Genomic DNA, 22,926 nt, shown 5'->3' on the forward strand with positions numbered 1-22,926 from the left:
CGCCACGGCCTGTCGGCGATGACTGGCACACCGTAGTGAGCCGGTCGCGCGAGGACCAAAAGGCGTTCACTCACCCGAGTGAGTAGTCGGATGAACGCCAACTGCCCTGCGAGGCAGCGGCGTTCATCCGGGACTCACCCCCAGGCCGCTCCGGACCCGATCAGCCCTGGCCGCCGCCCGTGCTGAACAGCCACTCGGCCTTGAGCTCGGCGTAGCCCGGCTTGATCACGTCGCTGATCATCGCGAGCCGCTCGTCGAACGGCAGGAACGCCGACTTCATCGCGTTCACCGTGAACCACTCCATGTCGCCCAGCGTGTAGCCGAAGGCGTCCACCAGGTGGCCGAACTCCTGGCTCATGCTGGTGCCGCTCATGAGGCGGTTGTCGGTGTTCACGGTGACCCGGAACTTCAGCCGGCTGAGCAGCCCGATCGGGTGCTCGGCGTACGAGACCGCGGCGGCCGTCTGGAGGTTGGAGGTCGGGCACATCTCCAGCGGGATGCGCTTGTCGCGCACGTACGCGGCCAGGCGGCCGAGCTCGACGCTGCCGTCCTCGTTCACCGTGATGTCGTCGACGATCCGCACGCCGTGGCCGAGCCGGTCGGCGCCGCAGCACTGCAGGGCCTCCCAGATCGACGGCAGGCCGAAGGCCTCGCCCGCGTGGATGGTGAAGTGGTTGTTCTCGCCCTTGAGGTAGTCGAAGGCGGCCTGGTGGCGGGTGGGGGGGTAGCCGGCCTCGGCGCCCGCGATGTCGAAGCCGACGACGCCCGAGTCCCGGTGGCGGTTGGCCAGCTCGGCGATCTCCTGCGAGCGGGCGGCGTGCCGCATCGCGGTGATCAGGGTGCCGATGCGGATGCGGTGGCCGGCCGCGCGGGCGTTGGCCTCGCCGAGGCGGAAGCCCTCCTGGACGGCCTCGACGACCTCGTCCAGGCTCAGGCCGGCCTCCAGGTGCTGCTCGGGGGCGTAGCGGACCTCGGCGTAGACGACGCCGTCGGCGGCCAGGTCCTCGGCGCAGTCCGCGGCGACCTTGATCAGGGCGTCCCGGGTCTGCATGACGGCGCAGGTGTGCGCGAACGTCTCCAGGTAGCGGACGAGCGAGCCGGAGTCGGCGGCCTCGCGGAACCACTCGCCGAGTTCCTTGGGGTCGGTGGTGGGAAGGCCCGCGTAGCCGACGGCGGCGGCCAGCTCGACGATGGTCTCCGGGCGCAGCCCGCCGTCGAGGTGGTCGTGCAGGAGCACCTTCGGCGCGCGGCGGATCTGGTCGGGGGTGGGGATGCGCGGGCCGGTGCCCGCGGTGGTGACAGGGATCTGCTTCTCCATTGCGGAAATATAGACCCTACGCGCGTAGACCCACCACTCCCCACACGGCCGGTTCGCCGAAAGTCCACCGGGAATTCCACCGCTCGGGTCAGTCCCGTCCCATATCCCGGGACAAAGCGAGATCGGCAACCCCCCCTCCCGCGGAGTTCGCCGCACCCCGCCCCGCGGTTCAGCGCGGGAATCCGCGGGTTTCAGTCGTGTTCGAGCAGCCGCCCGCGCCGCGACAGCACGAAGTCCCGGAACGCCCGCACCGGCGGCGTCAGCGGCCGCCCCGCCGCCCAGGCCAGCCCGATCGCCCGCCGGGTCCGCGGCGCCGTCACCTCCAGCTCCACCACCCCCGGCCGCGGCACCAGCGCCGGCGGCAGCAGCGCCACCCCGAGCCCGGCCGCCACCAGCCCGCGCAGCGTCTCCGCCTCCTCCCCCTCGAAGGCCAGCCGCGGCACGAACCCGGCCTCCGCGCAGAACCCGTCCGTGATCGCCCGCAGCCCGTACCCCTCCTCCAGCCCGACGAACGTCTCCTCCGCCACCTCCGCGAGCCGGATCCGCCGCCGCCCGGCCAGCCGGTGGTCCGCCGGGACGACCAGGTGCAGCCGCTGCTCGTCCAACGGGCGGGCGGCGAAGGCCGGGTCGTCGGGCAGCGGTGCCACCAGGCACAGGTCCAGCTCACCGTCCAGCAGCCGCTCCAGCATCGCGCCGACGTAGTCCTGCACCAGCTGGAACCGCACCTGCGGGTGCGCCACCCGGAAGTCCCGCAGCAGCGCGGGGACGGCGTCCGTCCCCATCGTGTGCAGGAAGCCGAACGCCACCCGCCCGACCGACGGGTCCGCCTCCGCCCGGGCCGCCTCGGCGCCGCGCTCGACCTCGGCCAGCGCCCGCTCCACCGAGGCCAGCAGCAGCCGCCCCGCCCTGGTCAGCCGGACCGTCCGGCCCTGACGGGCCAGCAGCTCCACCCCCAGCTCCTCCTCCAGCCGCGCCACCGACCGCGACAGCGTCGGCTGCGGCATGCCGAGCACCGCCGCCGCCTGCGTCACGTGCTCCAGCCGGGCCACGGCCGCGAACTGGGCCAGCCGCGGCGCCAGTTGAACGGCCGGCAGGCCGGGCCCCAGCTCGGCCGGCCGGTACCGGGGCTGCTCCGTGCCGTTCGCCGCTTCCTCCGCGGTCATCCCGCCACCATCCTCGACTCATGCGCTAGTGCATCGATCATCCAGTGTTCATGCATTGGACGCATCAACCCGGCAGGCCTAACGTCGACGTCATGCAGCCCGCCGATACCAGGGCATCCGTGCCCGCCCCGGATGCCTCCGCCGCCCGCGTCCCGACCCACGACGACCGCCACCGCCCCGGCCAGCGCGCGTTCCGCCGCGCCAACCTCGCCCTGTTCGCCGCCGGGGTCGCCACGTTCGTCCTGCTCTACTCCACCCAGGGCCTGCTGCCGGTCCTCTCCGCCGACCTCGACCTCACGCCCGGTCAGGCCAGCTGGACCGCCTCCGCCGCCACCCTCGGACTCGCCCTCGGACTCCTGCCCGCGAGCGCGCTGTCCGACCGGTACGGCCGCACCGCCGTGATGACGGCCTCCACGCTCGCCGCCTCCGCCCTCGCCCTCGCCCTGCCGTTCGCGCCCGACCTCACCACGCTCGTCGTCCTGCGCGTCCTCCAGGGCGCCGCCCTCGCCGGGCTCCCCGCCACGGCGATGGCCTACCTCGCCGAGGAGGTCCACCCGAGCGCGCTGGCCTCCGCGATGGGCCTGTACGTGGCCGGCAACAGCATCGGCGGCATGGGCGGCCGACTGCTGTCCGGCTGGACCGCCGCCGCGTTCGGCTGGCGCTGGGGCCTCGCCGCCTCCGCCGTCCTCGCGCTGCTCGCGGTGCTCGCGTTCCGGCTGCTCATCCCCGCCGCCCGGCACTTCACCCCGGCCCCGGTGGACCCGCGCGCCCTCGCCCGGACCGTCGGACGGCACCTGCGCAACCCGCTGCTGGTCCGGCTGTACGCGCTCGGGCTGCTGTTCATGGCCGTGTTCGGCGCGGTCTACAACACCGTGGGCTACCGGCTGATCGGCGCCCCCTTCCACCTGCCGGAGTCGGTCGCCGCCTCGATCTTCGTCGTCTACCTGGTCGGCACCGGCACCTCGGCCGCCGCCGGCCGGCTCTCCGGCCGCCTGGGCCGGCGCGGCGCCCTCTACGTCTCCATCGGCGTGACGGCCGCCGGGCTCCTGCTGTCCCTGGCCGACTCCCTGGTCTGCGCCCTGCTCGGCCTGGTCCTGATCACCGCCGGCTTCTTCGCCGGCCACGCCACCGCCTCGTCCGCCGTCGGCCGCACCGCGACGGAGGGCCGCGCCCAGGCCTCCGCCCTCTACCTGATCGCCTACTACCTGGGCAACAGCCTCGGCGGCACGATCGGCGCCGACGCCTACCACGCCACCGGCTGGCCCGGCGCCGCCACCGTGGGCCTCACCGCGATGACCCTCGCCGCCACCGTCACCCTCTACGCCACCCGGCAGGCATGTACCACCCGCCGAGCAGTCCCGAGCTCTTGACAGTCGGCGCCGATAGACTCCGGAACATGAGCATCGATCCGGCTACGTACGCCCGGCTGCGGGAGATCGCCGACCAACTGCCCCAGATTCCGGGAATAGGGAAGATCGAAATCGCCAACGGCGCGATCGTGATGATGATGTCGCCGGTGAAGCGCCACGAACTCGCCGTGCTGCGCATCTCCCGACAGCTCAATGCCCAGTTGCCGGACACGAATCCCGGCCACATCGCCTACCACGGCGCGGATCTTGAGGACGCGGGGCTCGGCCAGCTACGCAACCCGGACGTGATGGTCTTCCCCGAAGCGACCCTGGAGGGGGAGCAGCCGGCAGTTCTCCCGCACGAGGTGCTGCTCGTCGTGGAGATCGTCTCCAAGTCCAACCCCGACAACGACTACCACAACAAAGTCCGCGACTACTCGGCCATGGGCATCCCGCTCTACCTGATCATCGATCCCCGCGACGGCACCGGCATCGTGCACTCGGAGCCCGGCTACGAGTCCCGCGAGAAGTTCAACTTCGGAGACAAGATCACCGTCGGCCCCTGGACCCTCGACACCAGCGGTCTGCTCACCTACGGCTGACACCCGCCCGACCTGCCGTAGGTTCCTTCGGTCAGTTCGTACAAACAGCAGCGGAATCCGCCACGGCCACCTTCCTCAAGACCGTCCTCGCCGCGGCCGAACAGTCGCCGCACAGCGGAGAACGAGAAGGGCCCTGGCGGCACCGCTCCGCCAGGGCCCTCCGCACGACTACGCGATGCGGTCGAGGACGATCGGGTTCGCGGTGAACGCGGTGCCCTCGGGGGCGACCTCGATGCCGCCGGCGAGGGCCTCGATGGCGTACTCGAAGCGCTCGGGGGTGTCGGTGTGCAGGGTCAGCAGCGGCTGGCCGGCCACGACGGTGTCACCGGGCTTGGCGTGCATCTCGATGCCCGCGCCGGCCTGCACCGGGTCCTCCTTGCGGGCGCGGCCGGCGCCCAGGCGCCAGGCGCTGACGCCGACGGCGTACGCGTCGAGCGTGGTGAGCACGCCGGAGGCGGGGGCCGGGATGACGTGCTGCTCGCGGGCGACCGGCAGCGGCGCGTCGACGTCGCCGCCCTGGGCGGTGATCATGCGGCGCCAGTGGTCCATCGCCGAGCCGTCGCGCAGCGCGTCCGCCGGGTCCTTGCCGTGCACGCCGGCCGCGGCGAGCATCTCGCGGGCGAGCGCGAGGGTGAGCTCGACGACGTCGGCCGGGCCGCCGCCCGCCAGCACCTCGACCGACTCGCGGACCTCCAGCGCGTTGCCGGCGGTGAGGCCGAGCGGGGTCGACATGTCGGTGAGCAGGGCGACGGTGTTGACGCCGGCGGTGGTGCCGAGGCCGACCATGGTGCGGGCGAGCTCGCGGGCGTCGTCGAGGTTCTTCATGAACGCGCCGGAGCCGACCTTGACGTCGAGGACGAGCGCGCCGGTGCCCTCGGCGATCTTCTTGGACATGATCGAGGAGGCGATCAGCGGGATGGCCTCGACCGTGCCGGTGACGTCGCGCAGCGCGTACAGCTTCTTGTCGGCGGGCGCGAGGCCGTCGCCGGCGGCGCAGATGACGGCGCCGGCGCCGCGCAGGACGTCCATCATCTCGTCGTTGGAGAGCAGCGCGCGCCAGCCGGGGATGGACTCCAGCTTGTCGAGGGTGCCGCCGGTGTGGCCGAGGCCGCGGCCGGAGAGCTGCGGGACGGCGGCGCCGCAGGCGGCGACGAGCGGGGCGAGCGGGAGGGTGATCTTGTCGCCGACGCCGCCGGTGGAGTGCTTGTCGCTGGTGGGCAGCGGGAGCGAGGAGAAGTCCATCCGGACGCCGGAACGGATCATGGCCTCGGTCCAGCGGCTGATCTCGCGCGGCTTCATGCCGTTCAGCAGGATGGCCATGGCCAGGGCGGACATCTGCTCGTCGGCGACCTCGCCGCGGGTGTAGGCGTCGATGACCCAGTCGATCTGAGCGTCGCTCAGCTCTCCGCGGTCGCGCTTGGTCCTGATGACGGAGATGGCGTCCATGCGTGCTCCAAGAGGGGATTCAAAAAGCGAAGAGTGTCGCGAGATGACCGGGTTGCGGCCCACTCGCGACACTCTACGCGCGTAACAAATGCAGATGCTAGAGCCGCTCCGGCCCGAACGCGTCGGGCAGGACCTCGCTCATCGGCTTCACACCGGAGGCCAGGTCGACCAGCAGGTCGGGCCCGCCGTGCTCGTACAGCAGCTGGCGGCAGCGCCCGCACGGCATGAGCAGCTCGCCGGAGCCGTCCACGCAGGTGAACGCGGTCAGCCGGCCGCCGCCACTGGCGTGCAGCGCGGACACCAGCCCGCACTCGGCGCACAGTCCGAGCCCGTACGAGGCGTTCTCGACGTTGCAGCCGGTGACCAGCCGCCCGTCGTCCACCAGCGCGGCCGCGCCGACCGGGAACTTGCTGTACGGCGCGTACGCGCGGGTCATGGCCTCGCGCGCGGCGTCGCGCAGCCGCTCCCAGTCGATCACGGGGGCCGTCACTTGCCCTGGCCCTTGCGGTAGATCTGGCCGTCCGCCTTGGGCATCCGCAGGCGCTGCGAGGCCAGCGAGAGCACCACGAGGGTGATCACGTACGGCGTCGCGACGATCAGCGGGCGCTGCACCTCGTCGGTGAGCGCGTACCAGGCGCCGAGGCCGCCGGCGACCACCAGCGAGATCACCACGGCGGTGTACTTGCGGCGGTACAGCTGCCACAGCGCGAGGAGGCCCATCGCGATGGAGACGGTCAGGATCAGCACGTGCACCGACTGCGGGTCACGCAGCTGGAGGCTGTCGGTGAAGCCGAACAGCCCGGCGCCCATGGAGAGCCCGCCCGGCATCCAGTTGCCGAAGATCATCGCCGCGAGGCCGATGAAGCCGCGGCCGTTGGTCTGGCCGTCCTTGTAGAAGTGCGCGGCGACCAGCGAGAGGTACGCGCCGCCGAGGCCCGCGAAGGCGCCGGAGGCCATGACCGCCAGGTACTTGTACTTGTAGACGTTGACGCCCAGCGACTCGGCCGCGGTCGGGTTCTCACCGCAGGAGCGCAGTCGCAGGCCGAACACCGTGCGCCAGAGCGCGAAGTAGCTGACCACGATCAGCGCACCGGCCAGGACCACGACCACCGAGATGTTGGTGACCATGCCGCCGACCACGCCGGCGACGTCCGAGACGAAGAACCAGTGGTGCTTCTCGATGCCGTCCAGCCAGGGCGACAGACCCGGGATGGTGATGTACGGCAACGGGTCGGCCGGCGGGGACTGGTTGGCGCCGGCACCGACGGCGACGTAGTCCTTGTAGTAGATCCGGTTGACGTACGCGCAGATGCCGGGGATCAGCAGGTTGATGCCGACGCCGGAGACGATGTGGTCGACGCCGAAGGTCACGGTGATGACCGCGTGCAGCAGGCCGCCGAGGGCGCCGCCCGCCATGCCGGCCAGCAGGCCGACCCACGGGTTCACCAGGTAGCCGGCCCAGGCACCGCAGAAGGTGCCGGCGACCATCATGCCTTCGAGGCCGATGTTGACCACGCCGGCCCGCTCGGACCACAGACCGCCGAGACCGGCCATGCCGATCGGCACGGCGGCGCTGAGCGCGGCGGTGATCTGACCGGAGGAGGTCAGCGAGTGGTTGCCGGTGGCCATGCCCACGGCGGAGAAGAGCGCGAGGGCGCCGGCGATCAGCAGCAGCACGACCGGCCAGGACAGCTTGCGCTTCTTGGCGGGCGCACCGGGCGCCTTGGGACGAGCGGCAGCGGTGGCCGTGCTCATGCCGACACCTCCTTCTTCTCCGTGGCCGCGAGCTGGGCGGCGAGCTGGGCGCCGACCTTCTGCTGCTGGCGCTTCAGGCCGTAGCGGCGCACGAGCTCGTACGCGACGACGACGCAGATGACGATGGTGCCCTGCATGACCGCGACGATCTCGAACGGGAAGCCGCCGTTCAGCGGCAACTGCGAGCCGGTGGCGTCCAGGAACGCGAACAGCAGCGCCGCGAAGGCCATGCCGAGCGGGCTGTTGCGGCCCAGCAGCGCGACCGAGATCCCGAGGAAGCCGAGACCGGCCTGGAAGCTCTGGCCGAAGTAGAACGAGTTCTGCAGCAGTTCGGGCAGGCCGATCAGACCGGCGATGGCGCCGGAGACGGCCATCGAGATCATGACCATCCGCTTGACGTTCACGCCCGACGCGGTCGCGGCGCTCTCCGAGCGGCCGGTGGCGCGCAGGTCGAAGCCGAAGCGGGTGCGGGTCAGCACGAACTGGAAGACCACGCCGACCAGGATCGCGATGAACAGGAAGCCCCAGAGGTCGCCGCCGGCCGTGTTGATCGAGAAGAAGTGGCTGGACTGCGAGACCGGGCTGGTCTGGATCGAGTTGCTGGTGCTGCTGACCTTCGGGGCGAAGATGCCCGGGACGAGGAGCAGACCGACGATCGCGATCGAGATGGCGTTCAGCATGATGGTCGCGATGACCTCGCTGACGCCGCGGAAGACCTTCAGCGCACCGGCGATCGCCGCGTACAGGCCACCGGCCAGCATGGCGGTGATCAGCAGCAGCGGGATCTGGATGAACGACGGCAGGTCGATCTGGCTGCCGACGTACGCCGTGAACAGCGCCGCGACGCGGTACTGGCCCTCGACGCCGATGTTGAACAGGTTCATCCGGAACCCGAACGCGGCGGCCGCGGCGGCCAGGTAGTAGGTGGTGGCCCGGTTGAGGATCGCCACCTGGCCGTCCGACTTGGTGGCGTACGTGATCATCACGTTCCACGCGTCGAACGGGTTCTTGCCCGAGGTCGCCAGCAGGATCGAGCAGATCGTCACCGAGAGCAGGACCGCGAGCACCGGCGCCGCCAGTGCGAACACGATCCGCTCACCGCTGATCCGCTGCGCCAGACTGCGCTTGGCGGCAGGGGGGTTGGGACTGGTCATGTGGGTTACTCCCCCGCCTCGGCGTCGTCGGCGGTGTCGGTGTGCGGGTGCGCGTCCTCGACCGTGGTGCCCTCGGCCGCGACGGCCTGCGCGGCGGCGACGGCCTCCGGGTCGGACTCCAGGTGGCCGCGGGCCGCACCGGTCATCGCGGTGCCCAGGTCCTCGGCGGTGACGGTGGCCGGGTCGGCGTCGGCGACCAGGCGGCCGCGGTAGATGACCCGGATGGTGTCGGAGAGGCCGATGAGCTCGTCCAGGTCGGCGGAGATCAGCAGCACGGCCAGGCCGTTGCGCTGCGCGACCCGGATGTGCTCCCAGATCTGCGCCTGCGCGCCGACGTCCACGCCGCGGGTGGGGTGCGCGGCGATCAGCAGCTTGGGCTCGTGGGCCATCTCGCGGCCGATGATCAGCTTCTGCTGGTTGCCGCCGGAGAGGGAGGCCGCGGTGACCTCGATGCCCGGGGTGCGGACGTCGAACTCCCGGACGATGCGCCAGGTGTCCTGCCGGGCCCCGGCCGGGTCGAGCAGCGGGCCGTTGGAGTTCGGCTTCTCGGTGACGTGACCGAGGATCCGGTTCTCCCAGAGCGGGGCCTCCAGCAGCAGGCCGTGGCGGTGGCGGTCCTCGGGGATGTAGCCGATGCCGGCCTCGCGACGGGCGCGGGTGAGGCTGCCGGACAGGTCCTTGCCGTCGAGGGTGACGGTGCCGGCGTCCAGCGGGAGCATGCCCATGATGGCCTCGACCAGTTCGGCCTGGCCGTTGCCCTCGACACCGGCGATGCCGAGGACCTCGCCCTTGCGGATGGTCAGCGAGATGTCGTCGAGGACGACGCGCTCGATGCCCTCGGCGTCGGTCTTGGCGATCCGCAGGCCCTGGACGTCCAGCATCTCGGTGCTGGTGACGGTCGACTCGCGGCTCTCCGGGGAGGGCAGCTCGGCGCCGACCATCATCTCGGCGAGCTGGCGGGCGGTCACGGACTTCGGGTCCGCGTCGCCGACCGTGGTGCCGCGGCGGATGACGCTGATCGCGTCGGCGACCGCGAGCACCTCGTGCAGCTTGTGCGAGATGAAGATGACGGTGACGCCCTCGGACTTCAGCTCCCGCAGGTTGTCGAACAGCGCGTCGACCTCCTGCGGGACGAGGACGGCGGTGGGCTCGTCGAGGATCAGGATCCGGGCGCCGCGGTAGAGCACCTTGAGGATCTCGACGCGCTGGCGGTCGGCGACGCCGAGGTCCTCGACCAGCGCGTCCGGGCGCACGCCCAGGCCGTACTGGTCGGAGATCTCCTTGATCTTCGCCTTGGCCTTGGCGCCGATGCCGTAGAGGCTCTCGCCGCCGAGGACGACGTTCTCCCACACCGTGAGGTTGTCGGCGAGCATGAAGTGCTGGTGCACCATGCCGATGCCGCGGGCGATGGCGTCGCCCGGGGAATTGAACTCGCACTGCTCGCCGTTGATCGCGATGGTGCCCTCGTCCGGCTTCTGCATGCCGTAGAGGATCTTCATCAGCGTCGACTTGCCGGCGCCGTTCTCGCCCATGAGGGCGTGCACGGTGCCACCGCGGACGGTGAGGTTGATGTCGTGGTTGGCCACGACTCCGGGGAAGCGCTTGGTGATACCGCGCAGTTCGACGGCCGTAGTCGCCGTCCCCGCGCTGGGGGTTCCGTCCTTGCGCAGGGGGACGGGGTCGGATGCGGTGATGGCGATCTCCTGGTGGTCTGGAGGCGCGTCGTTGCGCTGGGAGGGCCAAAAGGGGGGAACGGGAAAGTGAGGGGGGACGGAAGGGGGCCCGGGGGTACGCGTTGAGCGCACCCTGCCGGGCCCCTCCCGTGTTGCTGTGCCCATCATCGCGCTGCCGGGCAGGCGGCAGCCGCTACGACGTCCGGGCCGCGCGGCGCCTTACTGGGCGGGCGCGGTCGGGACGGTGGTGGCGCCGGTCTTGATCGCGTTGGCGGCGGCGTCCAGCTGGGTCTTGATGTCGTCGATCTTGCCACCGGTGGTGGCGAGCTGGACACCGTCGGCCTTCAGGTCGAAGAGCTTGGTGCCGGTGAACGGGGCACCCTGCTTGACCGACTGGATGTACGAGAACACCGCGTTGTCGACGTTCTTCACCATCGAGGTGAGGATGCTGTTCTTGTACTTCGCCAGGGCCGGCTGGGTGGCCTGGTCGGAGTCGACACCGATGGCCAGGGCGCCCTGCTTGTTGGCGACGGCCTCGATGGCGCCGTTGCCGGAGGAGCCGGCGGCGGAGTAGATGACGTCCGCGCCCTTGTCGAGCTGGCCCTGCGCGGCCTCCTTGCCCTTGTCGGGCGAGGCGAAGCCGGAGAAGTCCGGGGGCGTGGTGAGGTAGGTGACCTCGACCGGCATCTGCGGGTCGACGGACTTGACGCCCGCGCGGTAACCGGCCTCGAACTTCTTGATCAGCTCGGTCTGCACACCGCCGATGAAGCCAACGTGCTTGGTCTTGGTCTTCAGCGCGGCGGCCACACCGGCGAGGTAGGAGCCCTCCTGCTCGGCGAAGACGAGCGAGGTGACGTTGGCCGGCTGGGCGTCGTCGTGCGAGTCGATGATCGCGAACTTGACGTCCGGGTTGTCCTTGGCGATCTTGTTGACGGCCGGCTGGTACACGAACCCGACCGCGATGACGGTCTTGTAACCGGCGTCGATCAGGTTCTTGAGGCGGGTCTCCTTGTCCGCCTCGGCCTCGCCGGCCTTGGCCTCGGCCTCGGTGACCGAGACGCCGAGGTCGGACTTGGCCTTGTCGAGACCGCGGGCGGCGGAGTCGTTGAACGACTGGTCGCCACGGCCGCCGATGTCGTAGGCCATACCGACCTTGAGGCCGCCGTCGGAGGACGAGCCGGAGGAGGTGTTGTCAGTGCTCTTTGCGCCGCAAGCGGCGAGCGAGGCCATGCCCAGGGAACCCGAGAGCACAACCGCGGCGAGCTTCATTGAACGGCGCAAGGGAGTTTCTCCTTCTCACACGCACCCGATTAGCGTGGTCGGACGCCACCGTAACGCGCGTAGAACACGGTTGTGTTACGGGGTGCCGGAGCATTCGGGTTGTTATCAAACCGTGGTCTGACGGTCGCCCCGAGGCCCATTTCCCGTGCGCGGACGGTGATCCGGAACTGGTGCGCTCCAGTTTACGGAACTGCGCCGAAACCCCGGATCCCGACGTCTCCGCCACGCGACGGCCGCACGCGCGCGGATGCGGGTCAGCTCCCGTCGACCTCCAGCGCCAGCGCCGCGAACAGTTCCGCACCGATCCCGATCGCCCGCTCGTCCACGTCGAAGCGGCCCTGGTGCAGGTCGCGGACGGAGGTGTCGCCGGGGGCGCGGACGCCCAACCGGGCCAGCGCGCCCGGGGCGTGCTCCAGGTACCAGGAGAAGTCCTCGCCGCCCAGGCTCTGTTCGGTGCTCTCGACCACCTGCTCGCCGCCCCGGCCGAACCGGGCCGTCATGGCCTCGTCCAGGAGGGCGACGGAGACCGCCTCGTTCACCACCGGCGGCACCCCGCGGTGGTAGTCGAGCGTCCACTTCGCCCGGTAGGTCTCGGCGACCTTGGCGATCAGGTCGTGCAGGACGTCCGGCGCCTCCCGCCAGCCGTCCAGCTCCAGGCAGCGGATGGTGCCCTCCAGTTCGGCGTGCTGCGGGATGACGTTGGGCGCGGAGCCGGAGGCGATCCGGCCCCAGACCAGGCTGACGCCCCACCGCGGGTCCATCCGGCGGGCGAACGCGGCCGGCAGGTCGGCGGCCATCCGGGCGATCGCGGTCACCAGGTCGGTGGTCAGGTGCGGCCGGGCGGTGTGCCCGCCGGGGCCGTCCAGGTGGAGCACCAGGCGGTCGCAGGCGGAGGTGATGGCCCCGGTGCGCAGCGCGATGCGGCCCACCTCGACCTTCGGGTCGCAGTGCACGGCGAAGATCCGCTCGACGCCGTCCATCCCGTCGGCCTTGATGACGTCCAGCGCGCCGCCGGGCATGACCTCCTCGGCCGGCTGGAACACCAGCCGGACCGGGCGGCGCAGCTCGCCGCTGCGGGCGGCGTCGGCCAGCACCAGCGCGGTGCCGAGCACGACCGCGGTGTGCACGTCGTGGCCGCAGGCGTGGGCCCGGCCGGGGACGGTCGAGCGGTAGGGGACGTCGGTCTTGGCGTCGTCGATCGGCAGCGCGTCGATGTCGGCGCGGAAGGCGAGGATCCCGGTGCCGGGGGCCGTCCCGGCGGGGACGATGTCGACGATCAGGCCGGTGCCGCCGGGCAGCACCCGGGGGGTGAGACCGGCCGCCACCAGCCGGTCGCGGATCAGGCCGGTGGTGCGGAACTCCTGGCGGCCCAGCTCCGGGTGCCGGTGCAGATCGCGGCGGAAGGCGATCAGCTCTGGCTCCAGCCTCCTGACCCGGGCGCGCAGTTCGGCGGCGGGACGGGCAGCGGACAGAGTGGCGCCCGGCTGAGCGGGCTCAGGACGGTTCATCTCCCCAAGGATAGGCCTGTCGGGGGTTCTTGGCCCGACTTCCGGAAAATTAGTCCCCGGATGGGCGCATACCGGCCGGACAGGTGGGTATGACATCTCGTTTCAGCCGCCTTCCCCGGGTTGCTTGTCCTGTGCAACGATCACCCGGGGCGGCGGTCACGGCCTTTGCGTGTTTGACGGATAGTCAGAAACGTTCCACCGGCGCGTACGTGCCCCACACCTCGCGCAGCGCGTCGCACACCTCGCCGACGGTAGCGCGGGCCGCCAGCGCGTCCTTCATGGGATAGAGCACGTTCTCCCCTCCTTCGGCGGTCCGACGCAGCGTGTTCAGCGTCCGGTCCACCGCGCTCGCGTCGCGCTCGGCGCGCAGCCGGGCGAGGCGCCCGGCCTGCTGCCGCTCGATCGCCGGGTCCACCCGCAGCGGCTGGTACGGCTCCTCGGCGTCCAGCTGGAAGCGGTTGACGCCGACCACCGTCCGCTCGCCGGCGTCGGTCTCCTGCTGGACGCGGTAGGCGGTGCGCTCGATCTCCGCCTTCTGGTAGCCGCTCTCGATCGCGGCCACCGCACCGCCCAGCTCCTCCACCCGGGCCATCAGGGCGAGGGCGGCGGCCTCCACCTCGTCGGTCAGCGACTCGACGACGTAGGAGCCGGCGAACGGGTCGACGGTGGCGGTCACGTCGGTCTCGAACGCGAGGACCTGCTGGGTGCGCAGGGCGAGCCGGGCGGCCTTCTCGGTGGGCAGCGCGATCGCCTCGTCGAAGCTGTTGGTGTGCAGCGACTGGGTGCCGCCGAGCACCGCGGCGAGCGCCTGCACCGAGACCCGGACGAGGTTCACCTCGGGCTGCTGGGCGGTGAGCTGCACCCCGGCGGTCTGGGTGTGGAAGCGCAGCATCTGCGAGCGGGGGTCCCGGGCGCCGAACTCCTGGCGCATCACCCGGGCCCAGATGCGGCGCGCGGCGCGGAACTTGGCGACCTCCTCCAGCAGCGTGGTGCGGGCCACGAAGAAGAAGGAGAGCCGGGGCGCGAAGTCGTCGACGGCCATCCCGGCGGCGAGCGCGGTGCGCACGTACGCGATGCCGTTGGCCAGCGTGAAGGCGATCTCCTGCGCCGGACCGGCCCCGGCCTCGGCCATGTGGTAGCCGGAGATCGAGATGGTGTTCCAGCGCGGGATCTCCGCCCGGCAGTACCGGAACACGTCCGCGACCAGCCGCAGCGAGGGGGCGGGCGGGAAGATGTAGGTGCCGCGCGCGATGTACTCCTTCAGCACGTCGTTCTGGATCGTCCCGGTGAGCCGGTCCGGCGCCACCCCCTGGGCCTCGCCGACGAGTTGGTAGAGGAGGAGCAGCAGGCCGGCCGGCGCGTTGATGGTCATCGAGGTGGACACCTCGCCCAGCGGGATCCCGTCGAACAGCACCGCCATGTCCTCGACGCTGTCGACGGCCACCCCGACCTTGCCGACCTCCCCGGCGGCGAGCGCCGCGTCCGAGTCGTAGCCCATCTGGGTGGGCAGGTCGAAGGCCACCGAGAGCCCGGTGCCGCCGCCGGCGATCAGCTGCCGGTAGCGGGCGTTGGACTCGGCCGCGGTGCCGAAGCCCGCGTACTGGCGCATCGTCCACGGCCGGCCGGTGTACATCGACGGGTAGACGCCCCGGGTGTACGGGAACTCCCCCGGTCTCCCGAGGCGGCTGCCCGGATCCCACCCGGCCAGCGCCTCCGGTCCGTACAGCGGCTCGATCGGGAAGCCTGACTCGGCACGGCGCGGCTCGGCTGCCATGGGTCCCTCCACGGGGATCGGCGGGCTGGGGCTCGTCGCTCGCAATGTAGGGCCTGCCGGGCCGGAGAACGGGGAGCCGACGCGATTGAGATGATCGGACCTACGACCGAAGTGCGTACCTCTTTACCGACGAGCCCCAGGGAGTGGCAATGACCGAGCAGAAGGTGGCCGTGGTCACCGGTGCCAGCAGCGGGATCGGCGCGGCGACGGCCCGCCGGCTGGCCGCCGAGGGCTTCGACGTGGTGCTGACCGCCCGGCGCACCGAGCGCGTCGAGGCGCTCGCCAAGGAGATCGGCGGCCGGGCCTTCACCCTGGACGTCACCGACCGGGCGGCCGTGGACGCCTTCGCCGCCGAGGTCGGCCGGGTCGACGTCCTGGTGAACAACGCCGGCGGGGCGCTGGGCGCCGACTCGGTCGAGCACGGCGACCCGGCCGACTGGCGCGCCATGTACGAGGTGAACGTGCTCGGCGTGCTGCACGTGACGCAGGCCCTGCTGCCCGCCCTGCGCGCCACCGGCGACGGCACCGTGCTGGTGCTCTCCTCGACCGCCGCGCTGGCCGCGTACGAGGGCGGCGGCGGGTACGTCGCGGCCAAGCACGCCGCGCACACCATCGCGGCGACGCTGCGGCTGGAGCTGTGCGGCGAGCCGATCCGGGTGATCGAGATCGCCCCCGGCATGGTGAAGTCCGAGGGCTTCGCGCTCACCCGCTTCGGCGGCGACGAGGCGAAGGCGGAGGCCGTCTACGCGGGCGTCGCCGAGCCGCTGACGTCGGAGGACGTCGCCGACACCGTCGCCTGGACGGTCACCCGCCCGTCGCACGTGAACATCGACCTGCTGGTCGTCCGCCCGCGTGCCCAGGCCGCCAACCACAAGGTGCATCGCGCCTGATCAGAGCCCCGGCGGGCAGCCCGGCACCCGTTGATCAACGGTGTGACCCGGCAGTGATACACACGTGCGATGAACATCAACCGGGCCGCCCGCCCACGGGTCCTGCTGACCGCCCTGGCAGCCGGCACCCTGCTCCTCACCTCCGCCTGCAACGACACCGCCACGACGGCCCAGGACAAGGCCGCCGGCAGCCCGGCGTCCGCCGCCACCACCGCGACGGCCACCCCGACGCCGAAGCCGACCGGGGCGGACGACCCGGCGCTCAAGCCCTTCTACGCCCAGCAGATCACCTGGGCCCCCTGCCCGCCGGACCCGAAGGCCGCGGACGCCAAGGCCGACGTCTCCGCCATGCTGTGCGGCAAGCTGCACGTCCCGCTGGACTACGCCGACCCGGCCAAGGACGCGCTCGACCTCGCGCTCGTCAAGTACCCGGCCACCAAGCCCGACCAGCGGATCGGCTCGCTCGTGGTCAACCCCGGCGGCCCGGGCGGCTCCGGCGTCGAGATGGTCAAGTACGGCGCCAAGGACTTCGCCGGCACCCTGCACAGCCGCTTCGACGTGGTCGGCTTCGACCCGCGCGGCACCGGTGCCAGCTCCCCGATCACCTGCCTGGACGACAAGCGGCGCGACGCCGAGGCCCAGGTCGACTCGCCGCTCGACCCGGCCGCCCGCAAGGCCCAGTCCGACCAGCAGAACGCCGAGTTCATCGCCGCCTGCCAGGCGAAGTCCGGCAAGCTGCTGGCCTTCGTCGGCACGCGCAACTCCGCCCGCGACATGGACGTGCTGCGCGCCGCCGTCGGCGACAAGAAGCTCAACTACCTGGGCGTCTCCTACGGCACCTACCTCGGCTCGCTGTACGCCGAGGAGTTCCCGAAGAACGCCGGCCGCCTCGTCCTGGACGGCGCCGTCGACCCCGCCGCCGACGAGCTCGACTCGGTCGTCAAGCAGCAGGCCGGCTTCGAGAAGTCCTTCGAGCGCTTCGCCGCCGACTGCGTCGACAACCACGCGGCCGAGTGCCCGCTGGGCAAGGACTCGGGCCAGGCCGCCAAGAAGGCCGCCGACTTCCTGGACGGCCTGCGCGACCACCCGCTGCCCACCAAGGACGGCCGCAAGGTCGGCAGCGACCTCGCCTGGACGGGCGTGCGCGGCGCGCTCTACGGCGACGAGAACAGCACCTGGCAGTACCTGCGCGTCGCGCTCTCCGTCGCGATGAAGAACGACAAGGGCGACGTCCTGCTCGCCTTCGCCGACGACTACGACGAGCGCGACGAGAACGGCCACTACTCCCCGATGGAGGAGGCGCACGCGGCGATCTCCTGCGCCGACGGCTCCGCCCCGGCCCCCACGGCCGAGCGCGCCCAGCAGGCCGTCAAGCAGCTCCAGGAGCAGGCCCCGCTGCTCACCAAGGGCGTCGACGTGCAGGACTTCACCGAGTCCTCGTGCAACGGCTGGCCGTTCCGGAGCCCCGAGAAGCCGCACACCATCCGGGCCGAGGGCGCCGACCCGATCCTGGTCGTCGGCTCCACCGGCGACCCCGCCACCCCGTACGCCGCCGCCGAGGCGCTGGCCAAGGGCTTCGCCGGCGCCACCCTGCTGACCCGGGTGGGCGAGGGCCACGGCGCGTTCGGCAAGGGCAACGCCTGCATCGACCAGGCCCTGGAGGCTTACCTGACCGCGGGCACGATGCCGGCCGCCGGGACGCGCTGCACCTGAGCGTCCGCGGCCCTCTAGCAGACGAAGACGGGGAGGGCGCTGACGCGAAGGTGTCAACGTCACAACTTGATAGCTCGTTCGGATGAAATCCGCGTGCGCCCTCCCCAACTGATGAGCGCTCAACTACCGTTGAGCCGCTGCCCGGCAGGCTCAGGACGCCACCCCGCGGCCCCATACTTCACCTGCTCCACCCGGACCCTTCACCGGCCACCTTCCCGCCCTCACGAGGAGGACCCGCTGGCCAGCGACATCCCGCCACAGCGGCTCGATCCCAGTTCCGAGCCGACCCTCCTCGGGTTGCACCGCTTCAACGAGGCCGACGCCGGCGCCGCCGAGGAGGCCCTGCTGGCCTGCTGCGGCAGCCACCGCTGGGCCCTGCGGCTCACCGCCCACCGGCCGTACCCCGACATAGAGTCCCTGCTGGCCGCCGCCAGCGAGGCCTCCTACGACCTCCGCCCGGCCGACCTCGCCGAGGCCCTGGCCGACGAGAGCTGGATGCCGCAGCCACTGCTCGGCATGCGGGCCCCGGGCAGCCAGGCGGCGCACACCGCGCTGCGGGCGGCCCACGCCGCGTACGAGGCCAGGTTCGGCCACGTCTTCGTGGTCTGCCTGGAGGGCGTCGCGCCCGAGGAGATGCTCGACACCGTGCTCTCCTCGATCCGCACCCGGCTCGCCAACGACCCGGACGAGGAGCGCCTGGTCGCGGCCGACGAGCTGCGCCGGATCGCCCTCACCCGGCTGGAGCACCTCGTCGCCACCCATTCGGAGGCCGGCGCGCACTGAGCCGCCGGCCCGCGTCGACCCGTCCGGGCGGCCCCTCACTTCCCGGTCTGGGCCGCCCGCAGCTTCGCCACCTGCTGCCGCACGATCCGCTCGTCCGGCGCCGCGGCCGGCTCGGAGGAGACGCCGAAGGTCGTGAACACCGCGAGTGCGGGACCGACCCGGGTCAGCACGGCACGCTGGGACAGCACGGCCGTACCCGATTCATTCGTGAGGGTGAATCCGGTCGCCGCGTCCGCTCCCTCGGGCGTGGGCGTGTCGGCCTGGGCCAGCCGGTGCCGGGTGTGCGTCGACTGCGCCCCCTTCTTCCCCCGCTCCGCCGGTGGCGGCGGCGCCGTCGAGGTGAAGACGGCGCACGGACCGAACAGCTTCTCCAGTTCCGCCTGCACCTGCGCGGCCCGCCCCGAGCGGTAGCCCACCAGGGCGCCGTACGCCGCGCCCGCGGGGTCGGCCCCCCGGGCCACGCTCAGATCGGTCTCCGCGTACGGCAGCCCCGCGCCGGGCGAGGCCGCGCCCGGGCCCGCACCACCGCCGGGTGCCACGGCGTCCAGCAGCGGCTGGCAGGCCGGGACGTCCGACGTCTCCCGCCCGGAGCCCTGCCCGGTGTCACCGTGACCGGGCGTCATGACCGTCACCGCGTAGCCGGCGCCGAGGTCGGCGTCGGTCACCGCGGCCGTCCGCAGTTCGGCCGCGGACAGTTCGTGCACCGGCGCGGCCCGGTCGTCGGACGGCCCGCCGACCGTGGTGCAGCCCGCGGCGAGCGCCAGCGCACAGAGGAGGGAGACGACGGACGGTCGGGGACGATGCGGCACAGATGCCTCAGAAGGGTGTCGGCGGCGGCGGATGCGACACCGTAGCGCAATCGATCGATCACCCAGAGTCCTCATCGGGGGTCCGGTTCCCGCCGAACTAGGCCAGTCGTGCCTGATTGATCACACCTGGGGCCCCCGGAGGCGGTTCCCGATACGGCGTCGATAGGATGCTCGCGGCCGGTGGACCGTACCCGGCCGGGCTGACCGACACCGAAGCCGGCCGAGCCCCCAATCGCTTCCGGAGGGTTTTTCCGTGCCGGCTGGAACGCTGTACCGCGGCCGGGAAGGCATGTGGAGCTGGGTGGCTCATCGAGTCACCGGCGTCCTCATCTTCTTCTTCCTGTTCGCCCACGTCCTGGACACCGCACTGGTGCGAGTGTCGCCGGAGTCGTACGACACCGTCATCCAGACGTACAAGACTCCCCTCGTGAACCTGATGGAGTACGGCCTCGTGGCCGCCATCCTGTTCCACGCCCTGAACGGCCTGCGGGTCGTCGCCGTGGACTTCTGGTCGAAGGGCCCGAAGTACCAGAAGCAGATGCTCTGGACGGTGGTCGGAGTCTGGGTCGTCCTGATGGCCGGCGCCTTCTACCCGATCCTGCAGCACACGCTGGTCGACTGGTTCGGGAAGTGAGCTGACTGATGTCCACGGAAATCTCCGACGCCCTGGTGGTCCCCTCCAACCAGGCGCACACCGGCAAGGGCCTCGGCACCGGGAACCCGGCCGACGCGTTCGTCATCGAGCCGCCGCGCAAGCGGACCAAGAGGACGCCGCGCCGCACCCGGACCAACTTCGAGATGCTGGCCTGGCTCTTCATGCGCCTGTCCGGCATCGTCCTGGTCGTGCTGATCCTCGGCCACCTGCTGATCATGCTGGTGCTCGACGGTGGCGTCTCCAAGATCGGCTTCGCCTTCGTGGCCGGCCGCTGGGCCTCGCCGTTCTGGCAGGTCTGGGACCTCACGATGCTCTGGCTCGCCATGCTGCACGGCGCCAACGGCATGCGTCAGGTCATCAACGACTACGCCGAGAAGGACTCGACCCGGCTCTGGCTCAAGGGGCTCATGGGTACCGCCACGGTCTTCACCGTGCTGCTGGGCACCCTGGTGATCTTCACCTTCGACCCCAACATCTGAGCCGCGAGCACCATCGACCATCGGCAGAGGCCAGAGGCGAGTTAACCCCCCATGCAGATTCACCAGTACGACACCGTCATCGTCGGCGCCGGTGGCGCCGGCATGCGCGCGGCCATCGAGTCGACGCAGCGCAGCCGCACCGCGGTCCTGACCAAGCTCTACCCGACCCGGTCCCACACCGGCGCGGCCCAGGGCGGCATGTGCGCCGCCCTCGCCAACGTCGAGGAGGACAACTGGGAGTGGCACACCTTCGACACGGTCAAGGGCGGTGACTACCTGGTCGACCAGGACGCCGCCGAGATCATGTGCAAGGAGGCCATCGACGCCGTCCTCGACCTGGAGAAGATGGGCCTGCCCTTCTCCCGCACCGAGCAGGGCCGGATCGACCAGCGCCGCTTCGGCGGTCACTCCCGCAACCACGGCGAGGCCCCGGTCCGCCGCTCGTGCTACGCGGCCGACCGCACCGGCCACATGATCCTCCAGACGCTGTTCCAGAACTGCGTCAAGCACGGCGTCGAGTTCTTCAACGAGTTCTACGTCCTCGACCTGCTGATCAACGACGGCAAGACGGCCGGCGTCGTCGCCTACGAGCTGGCCACCGGCGAGATCCACGTATTCCAGGCCAAGTCGGTCGTGTTCGCCTCCGGCGGCACCGGCAAGTTCTTCAAGGTCTCCTCCAACGCCCACACCCTCACCGGTGACGGCCAGGCCCTGGTGTACCGCCGCGGCCTGCCGCTGGAGGACATGGAGTTCTTCCAGTTCCACCCGACGGGCATCTGGCGCATGGGCATCCTGCTCACCGAGGGCGCCCGCGGCGAGGGCGGCATCCTGCGCAACAAGGACGGCGAGCGCTTCATGGAGCGCTACGCCCCCGTCATGAAGGACCTCGCGTCCCGTGACGTCTGCTCCCGCGCGATCTACACCGAGATCCGCGAAGGCCGCGGCTGCGGTCCGGACGGCGACCACGTCTACCTGGACCTCACCCACCTGCCGCCGGAGCAGCTGGACGCCAAGCTGCCGGACATCACCGAGTTCGCGCGCACCTACCTCGGCATCGAGCCCTACACGGACCCGATCCCGATCCAGCCCACCGCGCACTACGCCATGGGCGGCATCCCGACCAACGTCGAGGGTGAGGTCCTGCGCAACAACACCGACATCGTCCCCGGCCTGTACGCCGCCGGCGAGGTCGCGTGCGTGTCCGTGCACGGCGCCAACCGCCTGGGCACCAACTCGCTGCTGGACATCAACGTGTTCGGCAAGCGCGCGGGCATCGCCGCCGCCGACTACGCGCAGACGGTGGGCTTCACCGAGCTGCCCGAGAACCCGGCCGAGAAGGTCCAGGCCCTGGTCGACGGCCTGCGCGAGGCCACCGGCGAGGAGTCCGTGGCGCAGATCCGCAAGGAGCTGCAGGAGACCATGGACGCCAACGCCATGGTGTACCGCACCGGCGCCACCCTGAAGCAGGCGGTCGAGGACATCGCCGCGCTGAAGGAGCGCTACAAGAACGTCTCCATCCAGGACAAGGGCTTCCGCTACAACACGGACCTCCTGGAGGCCGTCGAGCTGGGCAACCTGCTCGACCTGGCCGAGGTGCTGGCCGTCTCCGCGCTGGCCCGCGAGGAGTCCCGCGGCGGCCACTACCGCGAGGACTTCCCGACCCGTGACGACGTGAAGTTCATGCAGCACACCATGGCGTACCAGGAGGTCGCCGCCGACGGCACGACCTCCATCCGCCTCGACTACAAGCCGGTCGTCACGACCCGCTACCAGCCGATGGAGCGTAAGTACTGATGAGCACTCCGACCGTGGAGCACTCGGCCGCTCTGGACGCGGCCGAGAGCGGTGCCACTCAGCTGATCACCGTCACCTTCCGGATCCGCCGGTTCAACCCGGAGGAGCACCCGGACCCGGTGTGGGTCGACTACCAGCTCACGATGGACCCGAAGGAGCGCGTCCTGGACGCGCTCAACAAGATCAAGTGGGAGCAGGACGGCACCCTCACCTACCGCCGTTCCTGCGCGCACGGCATCTGCGGCTCCGACGCGATGCGGATCAACGGCCGCAACCGGCTGGCGTGCAAGACCCTGATCAAGGACGTCAACCCGGAGAAGCCGATCACGATCGAGGCCATCAAGGGCCTCACGGTCCTCAAGGACCTGGTCGTGGACATGGACCCGTTCTTCCAGGCGTACAAGGACGTCATGCCGTTCCTCATCACCAAGGGGAACGAGCCGACCCGCGAGCGCCTGCAGTCCGCCGAGGACCGCGAGCGCTTCGACGACACCACCAAGTGCATCCTGTGCGCCGCGTGCACGTCGTCCTGCCCGGTCTTCTGGAACGACGGCCAGTACTTCGGCCCGGCCGCCATCGTCAACGCGCACCGCTTCATCTTCGACTCGCGCGACGAGGGTGCCGAGCAGCGCCTGGAGATCCTCAACGACCGCGACGGCGTGTGGCGCTGCCGCACCACCTTCAACTGCTCCGAGGCCTGCCCCCGTGGCATCGAGGTCACCAAGGCGATCCAGGAAGTGAAGCGGGCGCTGGTCACCCGCCGCTTCTGATCCCCGCCTG

General features: G+C 71.2%; 20 protein-coding genes. 9 read left to right on the forward strand and 11 right to left on the reverse strand.

The annotated features are described in order from the left end of the window. Nucleotides 1–160: 160 nt before the first annotated feature. Complete coding sequence (locus ACFVSN_RS28120) at nt 161–1,318, reverse strand: adenosine deaminase (RefSeq protein WP_380439060.1); 1,158 nt, start codon at nt 1,316–1,318, stop codon at nt 161–163. Between the two features lie 191 nt (nt 1,319–1,509). Then, nucleotides 1,510–2,481 (reverse strand): LysR family transcriptional regulator, encoded by a 972-nt coding sequence (locus ACFVSN_RS28125; RefSeq protein ID WP_380499139.1) that lies wholly within the window; start codon nt 2,479–2,481, stop codon nt 1,510–1,512. Nucleotides 2,482–2,573: 92 nt separating this feature from the next. On the opposite strand from ACFVSN_RS28125, the gene ACFVSN_RS28130 reads away from it, so the two are divergent. Together ACFVSN_RS28130 and ACFVSN_RS28135 are read left to right on the forward strand one after the other, a co-directional pair. Further along, nucleotides 2,574–3,851, forward strand: a complete 1,278-nt coding sequence (locus ACFVSN_RS28130) for an MFS transporter (RefSeq protein ID WP_387956801.1) — start codon at nt 2,574–2,576, stop codon at nt 3,849–3,851. A gap of 26 nt (nt 3,852–3,877) precedes the next feature. Continuing rightward, nucleotides 3,878–4,432: a Uma2 family endonuclease gene (locus ACFVSN_RS28135; protein ID WP_387956802.1), complete on the forward strand. Its 555-nt coding sequence runs from the start codon at nt 3,878–3,880 to the stop codon at nt 4,430–4,432. A gap of 168 nt (nt 4,433–4,600) precedes the next feature. Here ACFVSN_RS28135 and ACFVSN_RS28140 read toward each other — a convergent pair whose 3' ends face one another. The 8 genes from ACFVSN_RS28140 to ACFVSN_RS28175 all read right to left on the reverse strand — a co-directional run bounded on the left by ACFVSN_RS28140 (nt 4,601) and on the right by ACFVSN_RS28175 (nt 15,023). Then, nucleotides 4,601–5,878 carry a thymidine phosphorylase gene (locus tag ACFVSN_RS28140; RefSeq protein ID WP_380439052.1) on the reverse strand — a complete coding sequence of 426 codons (1,278 nt, stop codon included), beginning with the start codon at nt 5,876–5,878 and terminating at the stop codon, nt 4,601–4,603. A 97-nt stretch (nt 5,879–5,975) separates the two neighbouring features. Beyond that, entirely contained in the window at nt 5,976–6,368 is a 393-nt protein-coding gene (locus ACFVSN_RS28145; RefSeq protein WP_380439050.1) for a cytidine deaminase, read from the reverse strand. Beyond that, the gene (locus ACFVSN_RS28150) at nt 6,365–7,633 is read right to left on the reverse strand and encodes an ABC transporter permease (RefSeq protein WP_380439048.1); all 1,269 of its coding nucleotides are present in this window, start codon (nt 7,631–7,633) and stop codon (nt 6,365–6,367) included. Before ACFVSN_RS28150 ends, ACFVSN_RS28145 begins: the two co-directional genes overlap by 4 nt. Beyond that, nucleotides 7,630–8,787 (reverse strand): ABC transporter permease, encoded by a 1,158-nt coding sequence (locus ACFVSN_RS28155; protein WP_380439046.1) that lies wholly within the window; start codon nt 8,785–8,787, stop codon nt 7,630–7,632. The genes ACFVSN_RS28150 and ACFVSN_RS28155 overlap by 4 nt, the downstream gene beginning before the upstream one ends. Before the next feature lie 5 nt (nt 8,788–8,792). Further along, on the reverse strand, nt 8,793–10,373 hold the full coding sequence (locus tag ACFVSN_RS28160; protein ID WP_380439043.1) for an ABC transporter ATP-binding protein: 1,581 nt from the start codon (nt 10,371–10,373) through the stop codon (nt 8,793–8,795). Nucleotides 10,374–10,679: 306 nt separating this feature from the next. Further along, complete coding sequence (locus ACFVSN_RS28165; RefSeq protein ID WP_380439042.1) at nt 10,680–11,741, reverse strand: BMP family protein; 1,062 nt, start codon at nt 11,739–11,741, stop codon at nt 10,680–10,682. Between the two features lie 254 nt (nt 11,742–11,995). Beyond that, a complete protein-coding gene (locus tag ACFVSN_RS28170) occupies nt 11,996–13,249 on the reverse strand; it encodes an amidohydrolase (RefSeq protein ID WP_380439040.1) in 1,254 nt (417 codons plus the stop codon). A 184-nt stretch (nt 13,250–13,433) separates the two neighbouring features. Then, entirely contained in the window at nt 13,434–15,023 is a 1,590-nt protein-coding gene (locus ACFVSN_RS28175) for a methylmalonyl-CoA mutase (protein ID WP_387956803.1), read from the reverse strand. A gap of 149 nt (nt 15,024–15,172) precedes the next feature. On the opposite strand from ACFVSN_RS28175, the gene ACFVSN_RS28180 reads away from it, so the two are divergent. From ACFVSN_RS28180 to ACFVSN_RS28190, 3 genes are all read left to right on the forward strand, one after another. Next, on the forward strand, nt 15,173–15,913 hold the full coding sequence (locus tag ACFVSN_RS28180) for an SDR family oxidoreductase (RefSeq protein ID WP_380439036.1): 741 nt from the start codon (nt 15,173–15,175) through the stop codon (nt 15,911–15,913). A gap of 69 nt (nt 15,914–15,982) precedes the next feature. Continuing rightward, nucleotides 15,983–17,626, forward strand: a complete 1,644-nt coding sequence (locus ACFVSN_RS28185; RefSeq protein ID WP_387602643.1) for an alpha/beta hydrolase — start codon at nt 15,983–15,985, stop codon at nt 17,624–17,626. Nucleotides 17,627–17,923: 297 nt separating this feature from the next. Next, complete coding sequence (locus ACFVSN_RS28190; RefSeq protein ID WP_380439032.1) at nt 17,924–18,409, forward strand: 2-oxo-4-hydroxy-4-carboxy-5-ureidoimidazoline decarboxylase; 486 nt, start codon at nt 17,924–17,926, stop codon at nt 18,407–18,409. A gap of 35 nt (nt 18,410–18,444) precedes the next feature. On the opposite strand, the gene ACFVSN_RS28195 is transcribed toward ACFVSN_RS28190, so the two are convergent. Then, nucleotides 18,445–19,218 carry a hypothetical protein gene (locus ACFVSN_RS28195; protein ID WP_387956804.1) on the reverse strand — a complete coding sequence of 258 codons (774 nt, stop codon included), beginning with the start codon at nt 19,216–19,218 and terminating at the stop codon, nt 18,445–18,447. A 253-nt stretch (nt 19,219–19,471) separates the two neighbouring features. On the opposite strand from ACFVSN_RS28195, the gene sdhC reads away from it, so the two are divergent. From sdhC to ACFVSN_RS28215, 4 genes are read left to right on the forward strand one after another with little or no spacing between them, the layout of a single operon-like run. Beyond that, a complete protein-coding gene (sdhC, locus tag ACFVSN_RS28200) occupies nt 19,472–19,852 on the forward strand; it encodes a succinate dehydrogenase, cytochrome b556 subunit (protein ID WP_218198520.1) in 381 nt (126 codons plus the stop codon). Between the two features lie 8 nt (nt 19,853–19,860). Beyond that, nucleotides 19,861–20,352, forward strand: coding sequence for a succinate dehydrogenase hydrophobic membrane anchor subunit (locus ACFVSN_RS28205; protein WP_380439028.1), 492 nt, complete (start codon nt 19,861–19,863; stop codon nt 20,350–20,352). Nucleotides 20,353–20,403: 51 nt separating this feature from the next. Then, nucleotides 20,404–22,146: a succinate dehydrogenase flavoprotein subunit gene (gene sdhA, locus ACFVSN_RS28210; protein WP_380499132.1), complete on the forward strand. Its 1,743-nt coding sequence runs from the start codon at nt 20,404–20,406 to the stop codon at nt 22,144–22,146. Continuing rightward, the gene (locus tag ACFVSN_RS28215) at nt 22,146–22,916 is read left to right on the forward strand and encodes a succinate dehydrogenase iron-sulfur subunit (RefSeq protein ID WP_387956805.1); all 771 of its coding nucleotides are present in this window, start codon (nt 22,146–22,148) and stop codon (nt 22,914–22,916) included. Before sdhA ends, ACFVSN_RS28215 begins: the two co-directional genes overlap by 1 nt. The last annotated feature ends 10 nt before the right edge of the window (nt 22,917–22,926 follow it).

Source organism: Kitasatospora sp. NPDC057904 (assembly GCF_042887925.1).
Lineage (GTDB): Bacteria > Actinomycetota > Actinomycetes > Streptomycetales > Streptomycetaceae > Kitasatospora.